This window comes from Micromonospora sp. WMMD1155 (genome assembly GCF_029581275.1).
In the GTDB taxonomy this organism is placed as follows: Bacteria; Actinomycetota; Actinomycetes; order Mycobacteriales; family Micromonosporaceae; genus Micromonospora.
The window spans coordinates 6,266,836-6,286,756 of sequence record NZ_CP120742.1 but is presented as its reverse complement, the minus strand read 5'-3'; the positions used below and the strand labels follow the sequence as shown (position 1 = coordinate 6,286,756).

Below are 19,921 nucleotides of genomic sequence, written 5' to 3'. Positions count from 1 at the left end.
TCGACGATCTTCGCCGGACGGTAACGTGTCAACCATCGTCTCCCCCTTGCGAAGGGCCCCGCCGATGATCAGACTCCACAAGCCACGGTTACGACGACTGCGCGTCGTGGCGGCCGCCACGACCGGCCTCCTCGTCGCCAGCGCCCTCGTCGCCCCGCCGAGCAACGCGCAGGCGGTGCCGCAGGCGGCCCCAGCCCCCGCGCTCACCAACACGATCCCCGGCGTCGACGAGATCGTGAGCAGCCCCAACCTGCGCCAGATCGCCAACGTGCCCAAGGTCGCCCCGCTGGACGCCACCAACAGCGACATCGCCTTCCAGGGCAAGTACGCGTTCGCCGGCAACTACAACGGCTTCGTCATCTACGACATCTCGCGGCCCAGCGCCCCGACGGTCAAGGCCCGGGTGCTCTGCCCGGGGTCGCAGAACGACATCTCCGTCCACGGTGACCTGCTGTTCCTCTCCACCGACTCGTCCCGCAGCGACGACTCCTGCAACAGCACCACGCAGGGAGCGGACGTGAAGGGCTCGTGGGAGGGCATCAAGGTCTTCGACATCAAGGACAAGGCCAACCCGCGTTACATCAAGTCGGTCGAGACGGCCTGCGGCTCGCACACCCACACCCTGGTGCCGGGCAAGGACCGCAAGGCCGTCTACCTGTACGTCTCGTCGTACAGCCCGCGGGCCGAGTTCCCGGACTGCCAGCCGCCGCACGACTCGATCTCCATCATCAAGGTGCCGCTGAAGAAGCCGACCGACGCCGCGGTGATCGCCGCCCCGAACCTCTTCCCGGACGGCGGTTTCCCGGGCAGCGAGACCGGCTCGGCGACCACCGGCTGCCACGACATCACCGTCTACCCGGCCAAGGACCTGGCCGCCGGCGCGTGCATGGGTGACGGCATCCTGCTCGACATCAAGAACCGGGAAGCACCTCGGGTCATCAACCGGGTCCGGGACACCGTCAACTTCGCGTTCTGGCACTCGGCCACCTTCAACAACGCCGGCACCAAGGTGATCTTCACCGACGAGCTGGGCGGTGGCGGGGCGGCGACCTGCAACGAGGCCATCGGCCCGAACCGGGGCGCGGACGCCATCTACGACATCTCCGGGCGTGGCGACGCGCGGACGATGACCTTCCGCAGCTACTACAAGATCCCCCGGGCGAACGCCGACACCGAGAACTGCGTGGCGCACAACGGCTCGCTGATCCCGGTGCTCGGCAAGGACATCATGGTCCAGGCGTGGTACCAGGGCGGCATCTCGGTCTGGGACTTCACCGACTCGGCCAAGCCGAAGGAGATCGCCTTCTGGGAGCGCGGCCCGCTCTCGGCCGACCGGCCCGTCGGCGGCGGCACCTGGTCCGCGTACTACTACAACGGCCACATCTACTCCAACGACATGGTGAAGGGCCTGGACGTCCTGGAGCTGAACGACTGGCGCACCTGGACGGCCAAGCTGACCCGCTACCAGGAGCTCAACGTGCAGACCCAGCCCAGCTACCTGGGCTGGTAGGCACCGAGCACGCAACCGGGCCCGGTCCCCCGACGTCGGGGGGCCGGGCCCGGCGACGTCCGGAAGACCCGACAGGTCAGCTCGTCGCCCACCCCGCCCGATCGGTGCGGCGCGGCGGGGGACGCGGGCCGGCTGGGCGCTCGACGGCGGGCGTCGTGGGACTGGTCACCCTCGCCCGGGGTTGCCGAGCGGGGGGTCAGGACCTGTGCGAACGTCACGAGATGTGACAGTCGCAGCCCCGCCCGAACCGACCACGCGCCGACGGCCCCACCCGCTGGACGTGGTGGCGGTCGTGCTCGCCGTGGTCGGCGCGGCCTGCGCGCTGAGCGGGCTGCTCCCCCGTGCCGAGACCACCCAGACCCTGCACCGGATCCTGCCGTTGCTGCTGTTCCTCGGCACCGTGATCGTGCTCGCCGAGTTGACCGCCGTGGCCGGTGTCTTCGACGTGCTGGCCAGCCGACTGGCCCGGGCCTCCCGGGGCAGGTGGGTCGCGTTGTTCCTGCTCTGCGGCGGTCTGGCCACACTGACCACGCTCGTGCTCAACCTCGACACCACCGCCGTGCTGCTCACCCCGGTGCTGCTCGCACTGGCCCGGAACCTGCGGATCCCCGCCGCCCCGCTCGCCGTCACCACGGTCTGGTTGGCCAACACCGCGAGCCTGCTGCTGCCGGTGTCCAACCTGACCAACCTGCTCGCCGCCGACCGGGTCGGGCTGGCCCCCCTGACGTACGCGGCCCGGATGGCGCTGCCGCAGCTCGCCGCCGTCACGGTGACCATGGCCCTGCTCTGGTTCGCCTGGTGGCGACGGGAACGGCCGAGCGGTGGGCGCTTCGTCCCACCGGCCCGCCACGTGCCCGCCGATCCGGTGCTGCACCGCACGGCGCTGGCCGGTTGTCTGCTCTTCGTCGCCGGCATCCTCGCCGGAGTGGAGATCGGTCTCGCCTCCACCGTCGCGCTCGCGTTGGTCCTGGTCGGGTTCCTCCTCCGCTCCCCCGCCACGCTGCGCCCGGGGCTCGTCCCGGTGCGCCTGCTGTTCTTCGTCACCGGCCTGTTCCTGGTGGTGCAGACCTTCGGCCGGCACGGTCTGGACGACCTGGTCGGCACCCTGCTCGGCGCCGACGGTGGAGCGCTGGGCGCCCTGCGCGCCGGAGGCACCGGTGCACTGCTCGCCAACGGGGTGAACAACCTGCCCGCCTACCTGGCCGGCGAGTCGGTGCTGCCGACCGGTGACCACACCCGCCTGCTGGCCCTGCTGATCGGCACCAACGTCGGCCCGCTGGCCGCCCCCTGGGCCTCGCTGGCCACCCTGCTCTGGTTCGAGCGGTGCCGGGCCGCCGGGGTGGCGGTGCCGGTGACCCGGTTCGTGCTGACCAGCACGCTGCTCGCGGTCACCGGCACGCTCGCCGCGGTCGGCGCGCTGCTGCTGGGGAGCTGACCGCCGGCCGCCAGGAACGGTCGGGCGGGGAGTTCAGCGGCGGGGCGGGCGCGGGCCGACCAGTCGACGGACCATCGGCGCGGCGTTCCACCTGGCCGCACCGACCAGGTCGCGGGCGTGCTCCAACACCGTGTAGTCGGGTCGGCTCAACCCGTCGGCGATCGCCCGGTCCAGGTCGTTGCCGCAGCGGCTGAGGACGGTGTCGAAGTCCCGGCGGACCGGCTCCTGCAGGTCGTAGCCGAACGAGCGGTGCAGTCGGGCGAAGAGCGGCTTGTACAGCCGGACCCGCTCGTGCAATCCGGACGAGTAGGACATCGGGTTCTTGGGGCGGCGCAGGATGTAGTCCGGCAGCACGTCCGCGAACGCCCGGCGGACGATCCACTTCTCCTGCCCGTGGCGGATCTTCAGATCCACCGGCAGTCGCATCGCCAGTTCCACGACGCTGAGGTCGAGGAACGGCACCCGGGCCTCCACCCCGTGCCCCATGGCGGCCCGGTCGACGCGCTGCAACTCCGTACGGCACAGGTTGCGGATCCGGTGCAGGAACAACCGTCGCGCCGCGGTGGGGCCGACCTGGTGGTACATCGGGTAGCCGCCGAACAGCTCGTCGGAGCCGTCGCCGGTGAGCACCACCTTGATGCCCAGGTCGCGCAGCCGCCGGAAGATCGGCACCGAGACGACCGCGTTGATGATGTCGCCGTACTCGGTCAGCTCGGAGATCCGGATCGCCTCGCGGACGTCGGCGAGCCGGATGTCCCGCGGACGCAGCTCGACCACCACGTGCGGAACGTCGAGGTCGGCGGCGAGCCGTCGGGCGTACGCCACGTCGGGGCTGTCCGCCACCCCGACCGTCACGGCCACGCAGTCCGGGTGGATGTCGCGCACCTGCCGCAGTGTCAGCGAGCTGTCCAATCCACCGGAGAGCACCACCCCGACGGTCAGGTCGGTCTCCACCCGCATCCGGATCGAGTCGCTCAACGCGGCGCGGACGAGCAGGGCGGCCTCGTCCGGGTCGTCGATGACGGGCAGGCCCGCGCCGATGGTGAGCAGGTCGACGTGCGGGGTGAACCGCACGTGCCCGTCCGCCTCCGCCCAGCCGTGGTGGCCGGGCGGCACCTCGACGATCGGGGCGCCGTGCCCGACGAGCGCCTTCACCTCGGAGGCGAGGTGCAGGCAGCCGGGACGGCGGGACCAGTACAGCGGCTTGACCCCGACCGGGTCGCGGGCCAGGTAGGCCCGGCCGGTGGCCCGCTCGACGATCGCGAAGGCGTACTCGCCGCGGAGCCTGGTCACCGCCGCCTCGCCCCACTGCTGGAACGCGGCGAGCAGCACCTCGGTGTCGCTGTCGGTGCGGAAGACCTGCCCGAGACGGGTCAACTGCGCCCGCAGCTCCCGGTGGTTGAAGATCTCCCCGTTGAAGCAGAGCAACCAGCGTTCGTCGGTGGAGGTCCACGGCTGAACCGCCCGGTCCCGGTCGACGATCCGCAGTCGGCGGGTGCCGGCGAGCAGACCGTTCTCGGACCGGGTCTCGGTGACCTCACCGCGTGGGGCCAGGACGGCGAGCATCCGCCGGAACGTCGCCGGGTCGGCCTCGGGGCCGATGCTCAACGCGATGCCACACACCGGGTCAGACCCCCATCTCGGCCTCGTACGCCCGGCGCAGGCGACGCCGGGCGGTCGGGGCGAGACACAGGTGCCACGCCTGCCCCTCGTCGATCACGTTCAGCTCTCCGGCCTCCTGCCGGTCGAGCAGCAGCTCCGCCAGGGTGTCCCGGGCGCCGAAACGCTCGAACCAGGCCAGCTCGACGTCGACGGAGTAGCCGAGGCAGTGCCCGCTGGGCAGCATCGCGGCGTAGCCCAGACGGCGCAGGCGGTACTGGTGTTCGGCGCTGCGGACCAGGCTGGTGACCCACAGCGGCGGGGTGGCCGGCGGCGCGGCGGCGGCGAACTCCCGTCCGATGTCGTTGAGCAGCGCCACCACCTCTCGGCGGGCCCGGCGGAACAGCAGCCCTGCCGTGCGCGGGGTGACATCGGGTCGGAGTCGACGCCGCAGACCGCGGGCGGCCCGGCCGAGGATGGTGGCGGGCTGCTCCTGGTAGCGGAAGCGCAGCAGGTCACGGCGGCGCAGCCACTCCAGGTCGACCAGTTCGGCGCTGCCGTTGACCTGGTCGTCGGTGACGAACGTGGGAGCGTCCTGCCACCACAGCACGTCGATGCGCGAGAGCAGGTAGATCCGGACCAGCGCGGTCAGGTCACGGGCCGAGGTGCGCTCGTTCGGCTGGTAGCGGGCCATCTCCAGCAGCAGCGTCTCGCGGGCGCCGATCAGCCCCTGCGGGGTGGCGTCCAGGACCGCGGCGAGCGCCGGCTCCCGCAGTCGCTCGTCGATGAGCACCTGCCGGGCCCGGGTGCTGGTCGCGTCGGCCAGGGCGCCCACCTCGACCAGCAGTTCCGCCACGGCGGCGCGGTAGGCGGCCAGGTCGGGGTCGGCGGTGGGAAGGCGGCGCGGGGCCGCGCCGGAGGGTCGGCGGTGCGCGGGTGCGGTGGGTGACACGGGCGGACCGGGTTGCTGTCCCGGACTACGACTGGGCACTCGCATGACGGGGGTCCCTTCTCCGGTCACCACAGTGGGTACTTCGCCCTGTAACACACCGTAATCGCCGTGACCGGAGCGGACCGAACAATCCTCCTATCTACCCCTAAGGGAGCGGGCCGTCCGGTTGCTCCGGGGTCAGCCCCTGCACCTCGGCGTACGACGGCAGCCCCGCCGGGGCGTCGAGCCCGCCGGCGCGTACCCGCCGGGTGAGGTGATCGCTGGCCGTGGACGGCGCGACCCCGGCACGACGGGCCAACTCCCCGGCGGTCCACGCCCGCCCGTCGAGCAGCGCGAGGCACATCCCGGCTCGGGTGCCGTCGGCCAGCAACGCGGCCAACTCGACCATCCCCCGCCCCTCAGCACCACTCATGACGCCATCATCGCCCTGAGCACCGGAGCGGCGACCGGGCAGGGTCGGGTTCGAGGGGCGCTCCCGCTCAGTCGAGCCGGGTGAGCGGGGACACCGTCCGGTTCGTACCGTCGTAGCTGCGGGCACCGTCGAAGGAGCCCGTCGGTCGCTGCCCACCCGCGACGGCCCGGGCCAGCCGCAGGTCCGCGTTGCGGAACCGCAGCGCCAGGCTCAGGTGCGGCACCCAGGCACCGGGCGCGTGCCACGGACGTCGCCCCTCGACGTCGGCGAGGATCTCCCAGACGGCGGCGTGCAGCGCGGTCAGCACCGGCGTGGGCCGGACGAGCCAGACCAAGGGAGCGCTGCCGTCGAGGACCACGACGCGGTCGAGGGTCACCGGCACCGGCAGCGCGTCGTCGAACGCCTCGCCCAGTCGGTGCTCGACGCCGGGCGGAAGGTCGTCCACCGCGGCGAGGGTGAGGTGCGGCCGGTTGGTCGGATGGATGTTGCGAGCCAGACTGGGCAGACCCGCCGCAGCGAGCCGCTCCCAGGTCGACCGGACCGCGGTCTCCAACCCGGGTGAGCAGACCAGTTCCACCGTACGCACGCGCCCACGCTAACGGGTACGGCGGAGGGCGACGTCTTCGCCGGACACCGGGTTGACCCCGCCTGCGATCCGGGAGCGGTGGGTCAGGTCGAAGACGGCGACGATGGTGATGGTGGCCGCCCCCAGCAGGCCCACCGCCAGCGGCGGGAACCGCGCCGCCACCGGGCTCAGGATCAGACACGCCACCACGGCGGCGAGACAGTGCCTCGTCAGTCGGCCGAACACCCAGATCTCGAAGATCATCCGCCCGACGAGGAAGGTCAGCGGCCCGATCAGGATCGCCACGACGTTGCCGGCCGACCGCTGCCCGGTGGGCTCCTTCAGCATGAGTTCGCCGCCGATGCCGGTGAGCAGGATGCCCGCCACCATCACCAGGTGGGTGTAGCTCGCCCGCAGGTTGATCCGGTACGGGTCAACCGCACCGTCGATCTTCGCGGCGAGGCTGCTCGTGGTGCGGTAGAAGTAGGTCCACCAGAGGAAGACGACCGTCCAGAAAGTGATCAGGAATGCGGTGGTGTCGGCCAGGTCCCGCGCCGACAGCCGGTAGAAGTTGCCGGTGGCCAGGATCGTCTCGCCGAGGGCCAGGATGATGAACTGCCGGTAGCGCTCGGCGAGGTGTTCACCGGAGAGGTGCCACTCGTCGGATCGCGCCCGACCGAGCCACGGCACCGGCCATCCCAGCACCGACCCTGAGTAGTCGATCGCCAACGCGAAGGCCCACCACAGCACGCGCGCCTCGTCACCGTCGGACGCGGCCCCGGCGAACCAGACCGTCCCGGAGATCAGGTACCAGACGATCCCTCGTACCGGCCGTCGCCAGGCCGGGGTGCCGTGCAGGTAGAGAGCCATGACCAGGGTGCGACCGAGGTGGATCCCGAGGTAGGCGCTCACGAAGACGAAGCCCTGGTCACCGAACGCGTCCGGCACGTTGATGGACATCAACAGGCTGCCGAGCATCACGCAGATGATCAGGATCTGGACCGTGGGTCGTTCGCAGTCGAGGCTGTCCGTGGCCAGGTTGGTGTTGTACCAGATCCACCAGAAGGCGAGCAGGAAGATGACGGCCTGCGCGTCGGCGAGCAGGCTGGGCCCCTCGACCAGGGTCGCCGACAGTCGGCCGAGGGTGAAGATGAAGACCAGGTCGAAGAACAGTTCGACGGCGCTGGACCGCACCGGGTCGACCGGACCCGCCGCGACTTTCCTGGCCATTCGCCCATCTTGGCAGCAGATCGGCAGCGTTTCGGATGAAGTATCGGAGCAGCCACGACACGCGGACCGAGCGGATCAGAGCCAGCCGTTGTCCCGGGCGGCACGGACCGCCTCGGCCCGGTCGGCCGCGCCGAGTTTCTGAACGGCCGCGGAGAGGTGGTTGCGGACCGTGCCGGTGGACAGGTGCACCCGGCGGGCGATCACCGCGACCGGTGCGCCGAACTCGGCCAGCCGCAGCGTCTCCAACTCCCGAGGCGTGAGCGGGCACGCCGGCAGGGTGAGCGCGTCGGCGGCCAGCGACGGATCGACGTACCGTCCGCCGCCGTGCACGCGGCGGATGACGTCGGCGAGCGCACCGCCGGGCGAGCCCTTGGGCAGGAACCCCCGGGCCCCGGCGGTCAACGCCTGGCGCAGGTGCCCCGGGCGGCCGTGCCCGGTCAACACGACCACCGCGCACCCGGGGCGGACGCGGGCCAACTCGGCGGCGACGGCGATGCCGTCCAGGCCGGGCATCTCCAGGTCCACCACCGCGACGTCCGGACCGTGCGCGATCGTCGCGGTGACCGCCGTCGGCCCGTCGGCGGCCTGGGCCACCACGTCGATGTCCGGTTCGAGGCCGAGCAGTGCGGCGACCGCGACCCGGATCAGGTCCTCGTCGTCGGCCAGCAGGACGCGGATCACGACGGCACCGGCACGGTGGCCTCGAGTGTGAACACCGCGTCCTGGCGGCGGACCCGCAGCTCTCCACCGGCCGCGGCGAGCCGGTCGGCCAGGCCCCGCAGGCCGTGGCTGTGCTCGTCCGGGCCGCCGTCGTCGGCACCGTCGTTGGTCACCGTCATCCTGGCCACGTCCCTCTCCCGGTCGATGTGGATCCGGCACCATTCGGCGCGGCTGTGGCGCAACACGTTGGTGCTCGCCTCACGCAGCACCGCCGCCAGCTCGCTGGCGGCCGGCTGCGGCAGGTCCACGGGCGCCGGGGGCACCGTGCAGCGCACCCCGCAGGAGCGGAGCACCTCCGCCACGGCGACCACCTGCTCACCGAGGTCGACAGCACGGTAACCGTGCACACTCTCGCGGACCTCGCCGAGCGCGGACGCGGCGAGGCGCTGCACCTCGGCGGCCTCCCGACCAGCCCGAACCGGGTCGACCGGGGCGAGCCGCGCGGCGAGTTCGGCCTTCAACGCGATCACGGTGAGGCCGTGCCCCAGCAGGTCGTGCACCTCCCGGGCGAAGCGCAGCCTCTCCTCGGCGGCGGCCAGCCGGGCCTGGGCGGCCTGGCCCTGCCGGGCCTCCACCAGCAGGTCCCAGAACCACACCTGGAACCGGTTGACCGCCGCCACGCCCACCCCGACCCCGCCCGTCACGGCCAGGGACCGCCCGACCGGGCCGCCGGTCCACCAGGCCACCGCCGCCGACACCAGGAGGACGCCGGCGGTGACCGCCAACGCGCCGGGGAGGCGCACCACCAGGGGAGCCATCCCGACCAGGGAGGCGCCGAGCCACGCCCAGGTCGGCCAGCTCCCGGCCGCGACCGGTGCCACCAACGGCACGGTCAGCAGCGCCACGACGACCAGGCCGACCTGGGCACGGCGTCGCCACCGCTGCGCGAGCCAGGGGGTGACCGCCGCGTACGACACCGCGGTCTGGGTGGCCGCGAAGGCGAGGATGCCGACCACGCCGAGCGCGACGCGGCCGGCGTCCGGCTCCCGGGTCAGGCCGACCGTCGGCAGCAGGACGGTCGCCCACATCCCGAGGGCCAGCGACAGCAACGTCGCCTGCCGCGCCCGGAGCAGCCGGCGGTCGGCCCGGGGAGTCACCGCCTCGCTCGTCACGCGTCGATCCTAGGACCGCGCGCCGACCGGTCCACCCATGCGAATCGTCACTGTCGAACCGTGCACCGCGCACGGGAACCCGGTGACGGACGCGCCTGCCCACCGAGCCGGGACACCGGCAGGGTCAGGGCATGGAGAACACACGGGGGTACGCGGACAGCACTGTCGTACCACCGCCTGGGCCGCTGCCGGCACCACCCGGCACCGGCACGCGGCGGCTGTGGTGGCATCTCGCCGAGATGGCGTTGGCGATGGTCGTCGGGATGCTGCTGCTCGGGCCGCTGTGGGACGCCGCCGGCGCCCCGCTCGGGCTCACCGGGACGCTGGGTCGGCCGGAGGTGGCCGCGCTGGTGATGGCCACGAACATGACAGTCGGGATGACGGTGTGGATGCGCTACCGGGCGCACCACTGGCGTGGTGTCGGCGAGATGGCCGCGGCGATGTACGTGCCGTTCCTGCTGCTGTTCGTGCCGTACTGGACGGGTCTGCTCGACGCCGACGCCCTGCTGCTCGGCGGTCACCTGCTGATGGTGCCGGCGATGGTGCTGGTGGCGGTGCGGCATCGGCACGAGTCGCCGGCGGTGATCCGTCGGCACCCGGCCGTGGTGGCGCTCGCCCACCGCTGGCCTACCGGGCTGGCGCTGCTGGTGACGGTGGACATGTGGGTCGACCCGACGGTGCTCAGCCCGTGGACGATGCTGGTGCTGCCCGGCGGATACCTGCTGATCGGCATGGTCCGACGCACACTGCACGGGCCGGGCGTGCTCGCCACCCATCTGGTCGGTCTCGCCGTCTGGGTCGCGGTGACACTGGTCGCGGTGACCATAGGTGGTCGGACCGCCGAGTGGCTGGTGGCGCTCGGTTGGCTGGCGCACGCCGGGTGGGACCTGGCCCATCACCGCACCGGACGGGTGGTGCCGCGCTGGTACACCGAGGGGTGCGCGGTGCTCGACACGACGCTGGCAGGCATCATGATCCTGGCGATCCTGAGCGGCGCCGTCTGACGTTCCGCCCGTCCGGGGGCGGAGGGGCAAGATCCGCACAACATCGCTGAAACTGCTGCCTCAGGCGTCGCGGAGGCAGCAGTTTCACCGATGTTGCGTGGATCTTGTGGCGGCGGTGGCGCGCAGTGGCCGCGCTCTTGTGGCGGTCGGCGCAGCGGCCCGGACGGCGTGATGAAAGGCTTGGCGCATGAGTTCCGCACCTGTACAGCACGACGCACCGTCCGACGCCACCCCCGCCGGCACCGACGAGGTGAACGCCTTCACCGAGCTCGGCCTGCGCGCCGAACTGTTGGGCGCGCTGTCCGCCCTCGGCTACGAGGAGCCGACGCCCATCCAGCGGGAGGCGATCCCACCGCTGCTGAAGGGTCGGGACCTGTTGGGTCAGGCGGCCACCGGCACCGGCAAGACGGCGGCGTTCGCGCTTCCGCTGCTGAACCTCATGACGGCCCACCGTCGCGGCGGTGACCCGGTCGCGCTGGTGCTGGTGCCGACCCGTGAGCTGGCGGTGCAGGTCTCCGAGGCGTTCCACCGCTACGGCAAGGACCTGGGCGCCCGGGTGCTGCCGATCTACGGTGGGCAGCCGATCGGACGGCAGCTGCGGGCACTCGACAGCGGCGTGGACGTGGTGGTGGCCACCCCGGGGCGCGCCCTCGACCACATCGCCCGGGGCACCCTGCGCCTCGGTGGGCTGACCACTGTCGTGCTCGACGAGGCCGACGAGATGCTCGACATGGGCTTCGCGGAGGACATCGAGGCGATCCTGGAACACGCCCCGACGCAGCGTCAGACGGTGCTCTTCTCGGCCACCATGCCCTCGCGCATCGACGGCATGGCCCGGCAGCACCTCAGCGACCCGGTCCGGATCGAGATCGGTCGGGAGCAGCCGGTCGCGGGTGAGGCGCCCCGGGTGCGGCAGAGCGCGTACATCGTCACCCGGGCGCACAAACCGGCCGCGCTGGGTCGGGTGCTGGACGTGGAGTCGCCGACCGCCGCGATCGTGTTCTGCCGCAGCCGCGAGGAGGTCGACCGGCTGACCGAGACGATGAACGGCCGGGGCTACCGCTCCGAGGCGTTGCACGGTGGCATGAGCCAGGAGCAGCGCGACCGGGTGATGGGGCGACTGCGGGCGGGCACCGCCGACCTGCTGGTGGCCACCGACGTGGCGGCTCGCGGGCTGGACGTCGAGCAGCTCACCCACGTCGTCAACTACGACGTGCCGTCCGCCCCGGAGTCGTACGTGCACCGCATCGGCCGGGTGGGTCGGGCCGGCCGCGAGGGCGTGGCGATCACCCTCGCCGAGCCGCGCGAACACCGGATGCTCAAGACGATCGAGCGGGTGACCGGCCAGCGGATCATCATCGACAAGATCCCCACCGTGGCGGACATGCGGACCCGCCGGTTGGAGCTGACCCAGGCGGCGTTGCGGGAGAGCCTGCTGGAGGACGACCTCGACCCGTACCGGGTGATCGTGGAGACGCTCACCGACGAGTTCGACCTGATGGAGGTCGCCCTCGCCGCGGTGAAGCTGGCCCACGAGGTCACCTCGCCGGGCTCCGACGACGAGGAGGAGATCCCGCAGGTCCCGGTGCGCGGTCCCCGCGAGGGTCGGCCGGAGTCCGGGGGCCGGGGCGGCGATCGGCGTGGCGGTGGTCGGCCGCGTTCCGGTGGCGGCAACACCGTCCAGGTCTTCGTCGGCCTGGGCCGGCGCGCGGGAGTACGCCCGCAGGACCTGGTCGGCGCCATCACCGGCGAGACCGGGATCCGTGGTCGGGACATCGGCTCGATCGAGATCGCCGACCGGTTCTCCCTGGTGGAGGTGCCGCAGGGGGTGGCCGACGAGGTGATCTCCGGGCTGCGCCAGAGCACGATCAAGGGCCGCAAGGCGACGGTGCGCCGCGACCGCGGACGCGACGACCGCTGAACACGTCGCCGGCGACCGCCGGGGTACGACGGTCGCCGGCGTAGCCGTCAGAAGGAGTACGGGCCGAAGCGTCCCCAGGCCACCACGGCGGCGAGGACCAGCAACACCGCGCAGGTGATCGCACCCTGGATCTCCAGCTTGCGTCGGTCACCGGTGTGCGCCTTCATGTCGCGCCGGTGCACCAGGATGCCGCCGATCATGACGATGACGAGCCCCACGGCGGCGAGTGGGGTGAGCACTGTGGCGATGCCGGTGAGTGGGGGCAGCACCAGCCCGACGGCGGCCAGCACCTCGACGAAGCCGAGTGCCTTCACCTGCGACGGCGGGACCGGATCGACCCAGCCCATCCGGTCGCGCAGCTTCTCCTTGGGTTGGGTCAGCTTGGCCAGGCCGGCACCGGCGAAAACGGCGGCGAGCAGGATCTGGATCGCCCAGAGCGGCACGTTCACGGGGGTCACCTCCGGGGGCACCGCCTCGCGGCGGAGAGGTCATGGCGAGCGTCAGGCGACAGTAGCGCTCGGTGCGCGGACATCGATGACCCCCGCCGTCACGGGGACGGCGGGGGTCATCGCGGTCGGAGGGTCAGGAGACGAAGAGCGCCGGTCCGTCCAGCGCCGGGACGTCGGCCGGGCGCAGCGCCAGGGCGAGCACGTCGGCCACGTCGGCCAGGGTGTGCACGGTCAGCGCCTCGCGCACCTCGGTCGGCAGGTCGTCCAGGTCGGGCTCGTTGCGCGCCGGGATGATGACCTCGGTGAGGCCGGCCCGGTGCGCGGCGAGCAGCTTCTGCTTCACCCCGCCGATCGGCAGCACCCGACCGGAGAGGGTCACCTCACCGGTCATCCCGAACTCGGGGCGGACCGGGCGGCCGGTGACCAGCGACGCCAGGGCCGTCACCATGGTGATGCCGGCGCTCGGACCGTCCTTGGGCACCGCGCCCGCCGGGAAGTGGACGTGGATCCGCCGCCCGGCCAGGGCGTTCGGGTCGATGCCGAGCCGTCGCCCGTTGGACCGCAGGTACGACAGCGCGATGTGCGCCGACTCCTTCATCACGTCGCCGAGCTGGCCGGTCAGGGTCAGCCCCGGCTCGCCCTCCATGCTCGTCGCCTCGATGAAGAGCACGTCACCACCGGCGCCGGTGACGGCGAGGCCGGTCGCCACGCCGGGTACCGCGGTGCGCTCGGCCGACTCCGGGGTGAACTTCGGTCGCCCGAGGTAGCCGGTGAGGTTGTCGGTGTCGACGCGTACCGGCGACGGGTCGGTCGCCAACGTCACCGCCACCTTGCGCAGGATCTTCGCCAGGCCCCGTTCGAGCTGCCGGACACCGGCCTCCCGGGTGTACTCCCCGGCGATCAGCGCCAACGCCTCGTCGGCGATGTCCACCTCGTCGGCGGTCAACCCGGCCCGCTCCCGCTGCCGGGGCAGCAGGTGGTCCCGGGCGATGGCGACCTTCTCGTCCTCGGTGTAGCCGTCCAACATGACCAGCTCCATCCGGTCCAGCAGCGGGCCGGGGATGGACTCCACCACGTTGGCGGTGGCCAGGAAGAGCACGTCGGACAGGTCGAGGTCGACCTCCAGGTAGTGGTCCCGGAAGGTGTGGTTCTGCGCCGGGTCGAGCACCTCCAGCAGGGCGGCGGCGGGGTCGCCGGCGTAGCCGGCGGCCAGCTTGTCCACCTCGTCGAGGAGCACGACCGGGTTCATCGAGCCGGCCTCGCGCAGCGCGCGGACGATCCGACCGGGCAGCGCGCCCACGTAGGTGCGCCGGTGACCACGGATCTCCGCCTCGTCCCGGACGCCGCCGAGCGACACCCGGACGAAGTTACGGCCGAGCGCCCGTGCCACGGACTCACCGAGGCTGGTCTTGCCGACGCCGGGAGGACCGGCGAGGGCGAGCACCGCGCCGGAGCCGCGACCGCCGACCACACCGAGGTTGCGCTCGGCCCGCCGGTTGCGCACCGCCAGGTATTCCAGGATGCGGTCCTTCACGTCGGCCAGGCCGGCGTGGTCGGCGTCGAGCACCGCCCGGGCCGCGGCCAGGTCGGTGTTGTCCTCGGTACGCGTGCCCCACGGCATCTCGAGCACGGTGTCCAGCCAGGTACGGATCCAGCCGGCCTCCGGGGAGGCGTCGCTGGCCCGCTCCAACTTGCCGACCTCGCGCATGGCCGCCTCGCGGACCTTCTCCGGCAGCTCGGCGGACTCGACCCGGGACCGGTAGTCGGCCGAGCCGTCCGGCTCGTCCTCGCCCAGCTCCTTGCGGATCGCGGCGAGCTGCTGACGCAGCAGGAACTCGCGCTGGGACTTCTCCAGCCCCTCGCGGACGTCACTGTTGATCTGCTCGGTGACCTCCTGCTCGGCCAGGTAGTCCTTCACCCAGCCGACCAGCAGCTCCAGCCGGGAGGTCACGTCGGGCGCGGCGAGCAGCTCGGTCTTCTGCTCCAGGGTCAGCCAGGGCGCGTAACCGGCCGAGTCGGCCAACTCGGAGAGATCGGTCATCCGCTCCACCGCGTCGATGACCTGCCACGCGCCCCGCTGTTGCAGGACGGAGGTGACCAGGGCGCGGTACTCGCGGGCGAGTTCGCGGGCCCGACCGGCGTAGGCGGGTTCGTCGAGTTCGGTCGCCTCGACCCAGAGCGCCGCGCCGGGGCCGGGAACGCCGGAGCCGATCCGGGCCCGGGACAGGCCACGGATGACGGCGGCGGGCTCACCCTCGGGCAGCCGGCCGACCTTCTCGATGGTGGCGACCACGCCGACCGGGCCGTACTCGCCGTCGATGCGCGGAACGGCCAGGAGCTTACGGTCGCCGGTCGCGCGGGCGGCGTCGATCGCGGCCTGGGTGGACGGGTCGAGGGTCACCGGGATGACCATCCCGGGCAGTAGCACGGCGTCGGTCAGGGGAAGTACCGGAAGAGTTGCCATCGAACACCTGCCATCACGTTTGAGTTGAGCGTGTCTGGCTCAAGTAACAAAGCGTTCCCCTTGTTCCGCTCTGTGACCCACGCCACTGCTCGGCGCACCCGTCGGTCCGTCCGTCAGCGGCGGGCGACCCGACGGGACACCTCAGGTGAGCGCTCCGGCAGCCCCCGGGTTGGTGCCGTACAGCCGTGGGTCCCCGGGCGGCAGCACCGGCTCCGGGGCGTTCGCTCGCGGGTCGTCGTCGTACCGGAACTCGCCCTTGCCGTCCGGCGACGGTCCGGACGCCCAACGCCCCTGCGCCGCGTCGGCACCCGAGGAGAACCCGAGGTACGTGTAGCCGTACTCCTCGGTGAGGTCACCGGAGTCCGGGAACGCCTCCGGCACCGGCATGTCCTCCAGCCCGTCCTCCTTGAGCTGCTCGATCGCCGCCAGCCACATGTTCTGGTGCATCGTGTCGCGGGCCAGCAGGAAGCGCAGCATCTGCTTGACGCCCGGGTCGTCGGTCATCTGGAACAGCCGGGCGACCTGGAGCCGACCCTGCGCCTCGGCGGTGACGTTGAGCTGGAAATCGGCCAGCAGGTTGCCGCTCGCGGTGATGAACGCACCGTTCCAGGGCACCCCGTTGGAGTCGGCGGGCAACGCGCCACCACCACCGTGGATGAAGTGCGCCGGGTTCGAGCCGGCGTAGATCGCCGCCCCACCGGGATCCTCCGCGATGCCCTCCGACAGCGACAGCGGCGCGCTGTCCAACAGCCGGGTGATCATCGTGACGATCATCTCGACGTGGCCCATCTCCTCGGTGCCGACGTCGAGCAGCAGGTCCTTGTACTTGCCGGGCAACCGACAGTTCCAACCCTGGAACAGGTACTGGTTGGCGACCGTCATCTCGCCCCACTTGCCGCCGAGCACCTCCTGCAGGCGGCGGGCGAACGCGGCGTCCGGCCCGTCCGGTTTGGCCTCGAACTGCAGGTCCTTGACGTGACTGAACATCTGACCCCCTGGGTCTGGGACGTTGGCATTGCGGCCGTTCCCCGCTCGCTGACCCGGCCGGGCCAACCCGTGTCCCGGTGGGGTCAGCGCGCCGGACGAGCCGCCGGAAGCAGCACCTCCAGCGCCACCCCGCGCGGTCGCAGCCGATGCGCCCGCAGCGCTCCCCCGTCCACCGCGAGCAACCGCCGGACGATCCACAGCCCCAACCCGGACATCCCCACCGCCGGGGCCGGGCAGCGCAACGCGACCAGCAGCGCGTCGTCCACGCGGCCCTCGTCGGTCACCAGCACGCTCAGACCGGAGCCCCGCAGTGTGGCGTACAGCCCGACCTGGCCCTGCGGCGGCCCGTGCCGCAGCGCGTTCTCCACCAGGTTGACGAGCACCTGACGGATCCGGCTGGCGGGCACCGGGCAGGAGCCCGCCAGCCGGGTGGCCCGCACCCGCCGCCGGTCGGCCGGCACCAGCGCGGCGGCCTCGCGCAGGATGTCCGCGAGCGGGACGGTCGGCTCCGGCTGGGGCGCCGGCGCCAGCGCGCCGGTGCCGGCGGCCGCGTCGCGCAGCAGGCTCTGCAGGTGCACGGCCTGGTCGCGGCACAACTCGGTGATCGCCCGCCGGTCGGCGCCGGTCAACTCGCGGTGCTCGTCGGCCAGCGCGCGGGTGAGCGAGGTCAGGGTGCTGATCGGCGTACGGAACTCGTGGCACAACACCCGCAACAGCAACTCCGAATCGGCGAGCGGTGCTCGCAGGTCACCCGAAGCGGGCTCGATCCGGCGCAACCCTCGCAGCAGGTCCCGCAGACCCTGGCGTGCGCGCATCCACCCGACTCCCCTCGTTCGGTGCGTACCCGCATGATCGGTACCCGCTGGGGAACGGCGCAGACATGCCGGGAGCCTCCACCATGCGAATCGTCGTCGTGGACGATCACCCCCTCTTCGTCCGCGGCCTCGAACTGCTGCTCCCCGTCAGCACCGGCGGCCGGGCCGAGGTGGTCGCCTCGACCGGCGACGCCGCCGCCGCCGCGGCGCTCGTCGGTCGGTGCCGCCCCGACCTGGCCCTCGTCGACCTGCACATGCCACCGCCCGGGGGCATCCGGGCGGTGGCCGCGATCCGCCGGACCACCCCCCGGGTACGCGTGGTCGCGATGTCCGGTTCGGCCGATCCGGCACCGGCGCTGGAGGCGCTGCGGGCCGGCGCGGAGGGGTTCCTGCCGAAGACCAGCGAACCGGAGGCGCTGCTGCCCCCGTTGCGGGCGGTCCTCGACGGGTGGGCGGTGCTGCCGACCGAGTTGCTGCACGCCATGCTGCGGCCCACCCGCATGACCGCCGTCGACCTGGACGGCGAGGAACGTCGGCTGCTGCGGGCGATCGCGTCCGGCCGCAACACCGTCGACATCGCCGACGATCTGCATGTCTCGGAGCGGACGGTGAAACGAATGACCGCCGCGCTGCTGCGTAAGTTGCGGGTTTCCAACCGGGCCGAGGCGGCGGCCATCGCCGGGCACGCCGGCCTTCTCGGCGAATGAGGCTCCTTCATCGCCCCGATTCACGGTTTTGCTCGGTAACGGAATCGCGACGCGCCGAATGAATGGGAGGCATATTGTTGCGGATTACCGGGGTGATAGGTCAGACTTTGGACACATCCCGCCGCACACAGGGAGTAATCGGCAATGGCGAGAAAAGTAATCACGGTCCTGACCGACGACCTCGACGGCGGGAAGGCCGATCGCACGGTCGAGTTCAGCCTCGACGGCGTCGCCTACACCATCGACGTCTCGGACGAGAATGCCGGCGTCCTGCGTAAGGCACTGGATCCCTACATCAATGCGGGTCGGCGTATCGGGCGCGGCCCGGTCGAGAGCGCCCGCTCGGTCCGGCGTCCGGGGCGACCCTCCGGCGCGGGAATGGATCGGGAGCAGAACCGAGCAATCCGGGAATGGGCCGTCAAGAACGGCTACAAGATTTCCGAACGGGGTCGGATCCCGGTCGAGGTCGTCGAGGCGTACAAGAGCCGCTGACGCGCGAGTCGACCACGGGGCCCTGCCGGAAACGGCGGGGCCCCGTCGGCTTGTCCGGGTGACCCTGACGACGCGGCGGCCGGCCACCCGGGGATCGTCGCCCCCGGGTGGCCGGCCGCCTTCGGTACGTCCGGTCAGTTGACGGTGATGCGCACCGAGTCGAACGCCGGGGTCTGGTTGGCGCGCTCCATCATCGGCAGACGGTGCGAGCCGTCACCGGCCCAGACGGAGCACTGCGCGGTGCCGGACTCCGGCAGACCCGGAACCTGGATGGTCACCTCGTCGGGCTGGGCCCCGCCGCGGCCGTCCTCGGTCGCGACGAAGAACGCCGGCACCTCCTGCGGCTCCGGCGGCGTGGTCAGGCTGTCCAGCATCCGGCAGGCGGTGTGGAAGTGACCCCGGACCAGGCCCTGCGCGTTGAGCAGCGAGCTCTCCACGTAGTAGCCGCCCTGACCGGCCGCCAGGAAGCGGTCGCGGACCAGGTTGCGGGTGCTGACCCGCAGGGTGAAGGCCTGGTTCTGGCCGACCTGCTGGGGGAACTGGGTGATGAGCAGCGACGGGTTGTTCGCGGCGGCGCCGACCTCACCGAACTCGGTGCTCACGCAGCGGTTGCCGTTCTGGAAGCCGTCGTGCGGCTGGAGGCGGCTCTCGTCGCAGTCGTTGGCCAGTACGCCGAGACCGGCCCCCGGGGCGTTGCCGCCACCGTTGTTACCGCCGGTGCTGGTGGTGGGGGTCGGGGTGCTGCCACTGCCGTTGTTGCCGCCACCGTTGTTGGTCGGCTGCACCGTGCACTGGGCGAGTTCCGCGAGGCCCTGCGGTCGAGGACCGACCCGGTCGATAGCGGTCGTGATGCGGTCCAACACCGCGCGCCGCTTGCCGGCCAACGGCTGCAGGATGGCGTTGCGGATGAACGCCTCACCCTTGTCGCCCTCGGTGGCGAGGCGGCGGTCCGCCTCGGCGATCTGCGCCTGCAGCTGGGCGAGGTTGCGGTCCACCTCGGCCCGCGCCCGGTCCGGCACCTGCGGCAGCTTGGCCGTCACGTCCGGGCAGGCGATGGCCGTGCCGGTGCCGACGGTGCCGTCCTTGCCGTCCTCACACTCGGGCACCGACTGCTGCCCGTCACCCCAGTGGTTGCGCACCCACCGACCGTTCTGCCAGGTCCGGCTGGTGGAACCGCCACCGGTCGGCGCGGTCGCGCCAGGGCTCGGTTCCACGCACTGCCCGGCGGCCGGGCGGGGCTTATTGGTCCGCCGGTCCTGGGCCGACGAAATCTGGGTCACGGCGACGACTCCGCCGAAGACCGCGAGCGTGCCGACAACGGCCAGCAGACGCTTGCTCCGCGCGTTGCCGGGTGACCGGCGCGCCCGTGTGGACCTGCGCATCGAATTGCTCTCCTTCTCGATCCGGTAGTGGATTCCTGCCCTCGGCGGACCGACGGATGTGAGATGGCACGCCACGGCGGCGACCACCGTGACCTACCCGGTAATGCGTCGATGGCCGACGATGCCCTTTCCACACCGTCCCCGGGTCCCGACGACGCGAGTGGG

At 72.1% G+C, this 19,921-nt stretch carries 17 protein-coding genes and 1 pseudogene; 6 read left to right on the top strand and 12 right to left on the bottom strand.

The annotated features are described in order from the left end of the window. Window positions 1–64: 64 nt before the first annotated feature. The gene (locus O7617_RS28635) at window positions 65–1,510 is read left to right on the top strand and encodes a hypothetical protein (RefSeq protein ID WP_282259365.1); all 1,446 of its coding nucleotides are present in this window, start codon (window positions 65–67) and stop codon (window positions 1,508–1,510) included. A 223-nt stretch (window positions 1,511–1,733) separates the two neighbouring features. Continuing rightward, entirely contained in the window at window positions 1,734–2,945 is a 1,212-nt protein-coding gene (locus tag O7617_RS28630) for an SLC13 family permease (RefSeq protein ID WP_282259364.1), read from the top strand. A gap of 33 nt (window positions 2,946–2,978) precedes the next feature. On the opposite strand, the gene O7617_RS28625 is transcribed toward O7617_RS28630, so the two are convergent. The 7 genes and pseudogenes from O7617_RS28625 to O7617_RS28595 all read right to left on the bottom strand — a co-directional run bounded on the left by O7617_RS28625 (window position 2,979) and on the right by O7617_RS28595 (window position 9,535). Further along, the gene (locus tag O7617_RS28625; protein ID WP_282259363.1) at window positions 2,979–4,568 is read right to left on the bottom strand and encodes an asparagine synthase-related protein; all 1,590 of its coding nucleotides are present in this window, start codon (window positions 4,566–4,568) and stop codon (window positions 2,979–2,981) included. 4 nt (window positions 4,569–4,572) lie between these two features. Continuing rightward, window positions 4,573–5,541, bottom strand: a complete 969-nt coding sequence (locus tag O7617_RS28620) for a DUF5715 family protein (RefSeq protein ID WP_282259362.1) — start codon at window positions 5,539–5,541, stop codon at window positions 4,573–4,575. A 178-nt stretch (window positions 5,542–5,719) separates the two neighbouring features. After that, window positions 5,720–5,908 (bottom strand): annotated as a pseudogene (locus tag O7617_RS28615) (helix-turn-helix domain-containing protein); the annotation flags it as partial. 67 nt (window positions 5,909–5,975) lie between these two features. Continuing rightward, window positions 5,976–6,494 carry a 2'-5' RNA ligase family protein gene (locus O7617_RS28610; RefSeq protein ID WP_282259360.1) on the bottom strand — a complete coding sequence of 173 codons (519 nt, stop codon included), beginning with the start codon at window positions 6,492–6,494 and terminating at the stop codon, window positions 5,976–5,978. A gap of 9 nt (window positions 6,495–6,503) precedes the next feature. Continuing rightward, on the bottom strand, window positions 6,504–7,703 hold the full coding sequence (locus tag O7617_RS28605) for a low temperature requirement protein A (RefSeq protein WP_282259359.1): 1,200 nt from the start codon (window positions 7,701–7,703) through the stop codon (window positions 6,504–6,506). 75 nt (window positions 7,704–7,778) lie between these two features. Then, a complete protein-coding gene (locus O7617_RS28600) occupies window positions 7,779–8,384 on the bottom strand; it encodes a response regulator transcription factor (RefSeq protein WP_282259358.1) in 606 nt (201 codons plus the stop codon). Then, window positions 8,381–9,535: a histidine kinase gene (locus O7617_RS28595; RefSeq protein WP_282259357.1), complete on the bottom strand. Its 1,155-nt coding sequence runs from the start codon at window positions 9,533–9,535 to the stop codon at window positions 8,381–8,383. The genes O7617_RS28600 and O7617_RS28595 overlap by 4 nt, the downstream gene beginning before the upstream one ends. 131 nt (window positions 9,536–9,666) lie before the next feature. Here O7617_RS28595 and O7617_RS28590 point away from each other — a divergent pair, with 131 nt between their 5' ends. Continuing rightward, complete coding sequence (locus tag O7617_RS28590; RefSeq protein WP_282259356.1) at window positions 9,667–10,539, top strand: DUF6010 family protein; 873 nt, start codon at window positions 9,667–9,669, stop codon at window positions 10,537–10,539. Window positions 10,540–10,726: 187 nt separating this feature from the next. Next, window positions 10,727–12,460, top strand: coding sequence for a DEAD/DEAH box helicase (locus O7617_RS28585; protein WP_282259354.1), 1,734 nt, complete (start codon window positions 10,727–10,729; stop codon window positions 12,458–12,460). A gap of 47 nt (window positions 12,461–12,507) precedes the next feature. On the opposite strand, the gene O7617_RS28580 is transcribed toward O7617_RS28585, so the two are convergent. The 4 genes from O7617_RS28580 to O7617_RS28565 all read right to left on the bottom strand — a co-directional run bounded on the left by O7617_RS28580 (window position 12,508) and on the right by O7617_RS28565 (window position 17,175). Beyond that, entirely contained in the window at window positions 12,508–12,909 is a 402-nt protein-coding gene (locus tag O7617_RS28580) for a DoxX family protein (protein ID WP_282259353.1), read from the bottom strand. 133 nt (window positions 12,910–13,042) lie between these two features. Further along, the gene (gene lon, locus O7617_RS28575; RefSeq protein ID WP_282259352.1) at window positions 13,043–15,373 is read right to left on the bottom strand and encodes an endopeptidase La; all 2,331 of its coding nucleotides are present in this window, start codon (window positions 15,371–15,373) and stop codon (window positions 13,043–13,045) included. A 141-nt stretch (window positions 15,374–15,514) separates the two neighbouring features. Next, window positions 15,515–16,360, bottom strand: coding sequence for a manganese catalase family protein (locus O7617_RS28570; RefSeq protein WP_282259350.1), 846 nt, complete (start codon window positions 16,358–16,360; stop codon window positions 15,515–15,517). A gap of 83 nt (window positions 16,361–16,443) precedes the next feature. Beyond that, complete coding sequence (locus O7617_RS28565; protein ID WP_282259349.1) at window positions 16,444–17,175, bottom strand: HAMP domain-containing sensor histidine kinase; 732 nt, start codon at window positions 17,173–17,175, stop codon at window positions 16,444–16,446. Window positions 17,176–17,258: 83 nt separating this feature from the next. On the opposite strand from O7617_RS28565, the gene O7617_RS28560 reads away from it, so the two are divergent. Then, window positions 17,259–17,882: a response regulator transcription factor gene (locus tag O7617_RS28560; protein ID WP_282259348.1), complete on the top strand. Its 624-nt coding sequence runs from the start codon at window positions 17,259–17,261 to the stop codon at window positions 17,880–17,882. Between the two features lie 144 nt (window positions 17,883–18,026). Next, window positions 18,027–18,374 (top strand): Lsr2 family protein, encoded by a 348-nt coding sequence (locus O7617_RS28555; RefSeq protein WP_203151987.1) that lies wholly within the window; start codon window positions 18,027–18,029, stop codon window positions 18,372–18,374. 134 nt (window positions 18,375–18,508) lie between these two features. Here O7617_RS28555 and O7617_RS28550 read toward each other — a convergent pair whose 3' ends face one another. Then, complete coding sequence (locus O7617_RS28550; RefSeq protein ID WP_282259347.1) at window positions 18,509–19,756, bottom strand: hypothetical protein; 1,248 nt, start codon at window positions 19,754–19,756, stop codon at window positions 18,509–18,511. Between the last annotated feature and the right edge of the window lie 165 nt (window positions 19,757–19,921).

What these genes read in the sequence shown, in the direction of transcription:
- O7617_RS28560 (WP_282259348.1), top strand. Translation starts at nt 17,259, where the DNA reads ATGCGAATCGTCGTCGTGGACGATCACCCCCTCTTCGTCCGCGGCCTC.
- O7617_RS28620 (WP_282259362.1), bottom strand. Translation starts at nt 5,541, where the DNA reads ATGCGAGTGCCCAGTCGTAGTCCGGGACAGCAACCCGGTCCGCCCGTG.
- O7617_RS28570 (WP_282259350.1), bottom strand. Translation starts at nt 16,360, where the DNA reads ATGTTCAGTCACGTCAAGGACCTGCAGTTCGAGGCCAAACCGGACGGG.
- O7617_RS28635 (WP_282259365.1), top strand. Translation starts at nt 65, where the DNA reads ATGATCAGACTCCACAAGCCACGGTTACGACGACTGCGCGTCGTGGCG.
- O7617_RS28590 (WP_282259356.1), top strand. Translation starts at nt 9,667, where the DNA reads ATGGAGAACACACGGGGGTACGCGGACAGCACTGTCGTACCACCGCCT.
- O7617_RS28550 (WP_282259347.1), bottom strand. Translation starts at nt 19,756, where the DNA reads ATGCGCAGGTCCACACGGGCGCGCCGGTCACCCGGCAACGCGCGGAGC.
- O7617_RS28585 (WP_282259354.1), top strand. Translation starts at nt 10,727, where the DNA reads ATGAGTTCCGCACCTGTACAGCACGACGCACCGTCCGACGCCACCCCC.
- O7617_RS28605 (WP_282259359.1), bottom strand. Translation starts at nt 7,703, where the DNA reads ATGGCCAGGAAAGTCGCGGCGGGTCCGGTCGACCCGGTGCGGTCCAGC.
- lon (WP_282259352.1), bottom strand. Translation starts at nt 15,373, where the DNA reads ATGGCAACTCTTCCGGTACTTCCCCTGACCGACGCCGTGCTACTGCCC.
- O7617_RS28565 (WP_282259349.1), bottom strand. Translation starts at nt 17,175, where the DNA reads ATGCGCGCACGCCAGGGTCTGCGGGACCTGCTGCGAGGGTTGCGCCGG.
- O7617_RS28555 (WP_203151987.1), top strand. Translation starts at nt 18,027, where the DNA reads ATGGCGAGAAAAGTAATCACGGTCCTGACCGACGACCTCGACGGCGGG.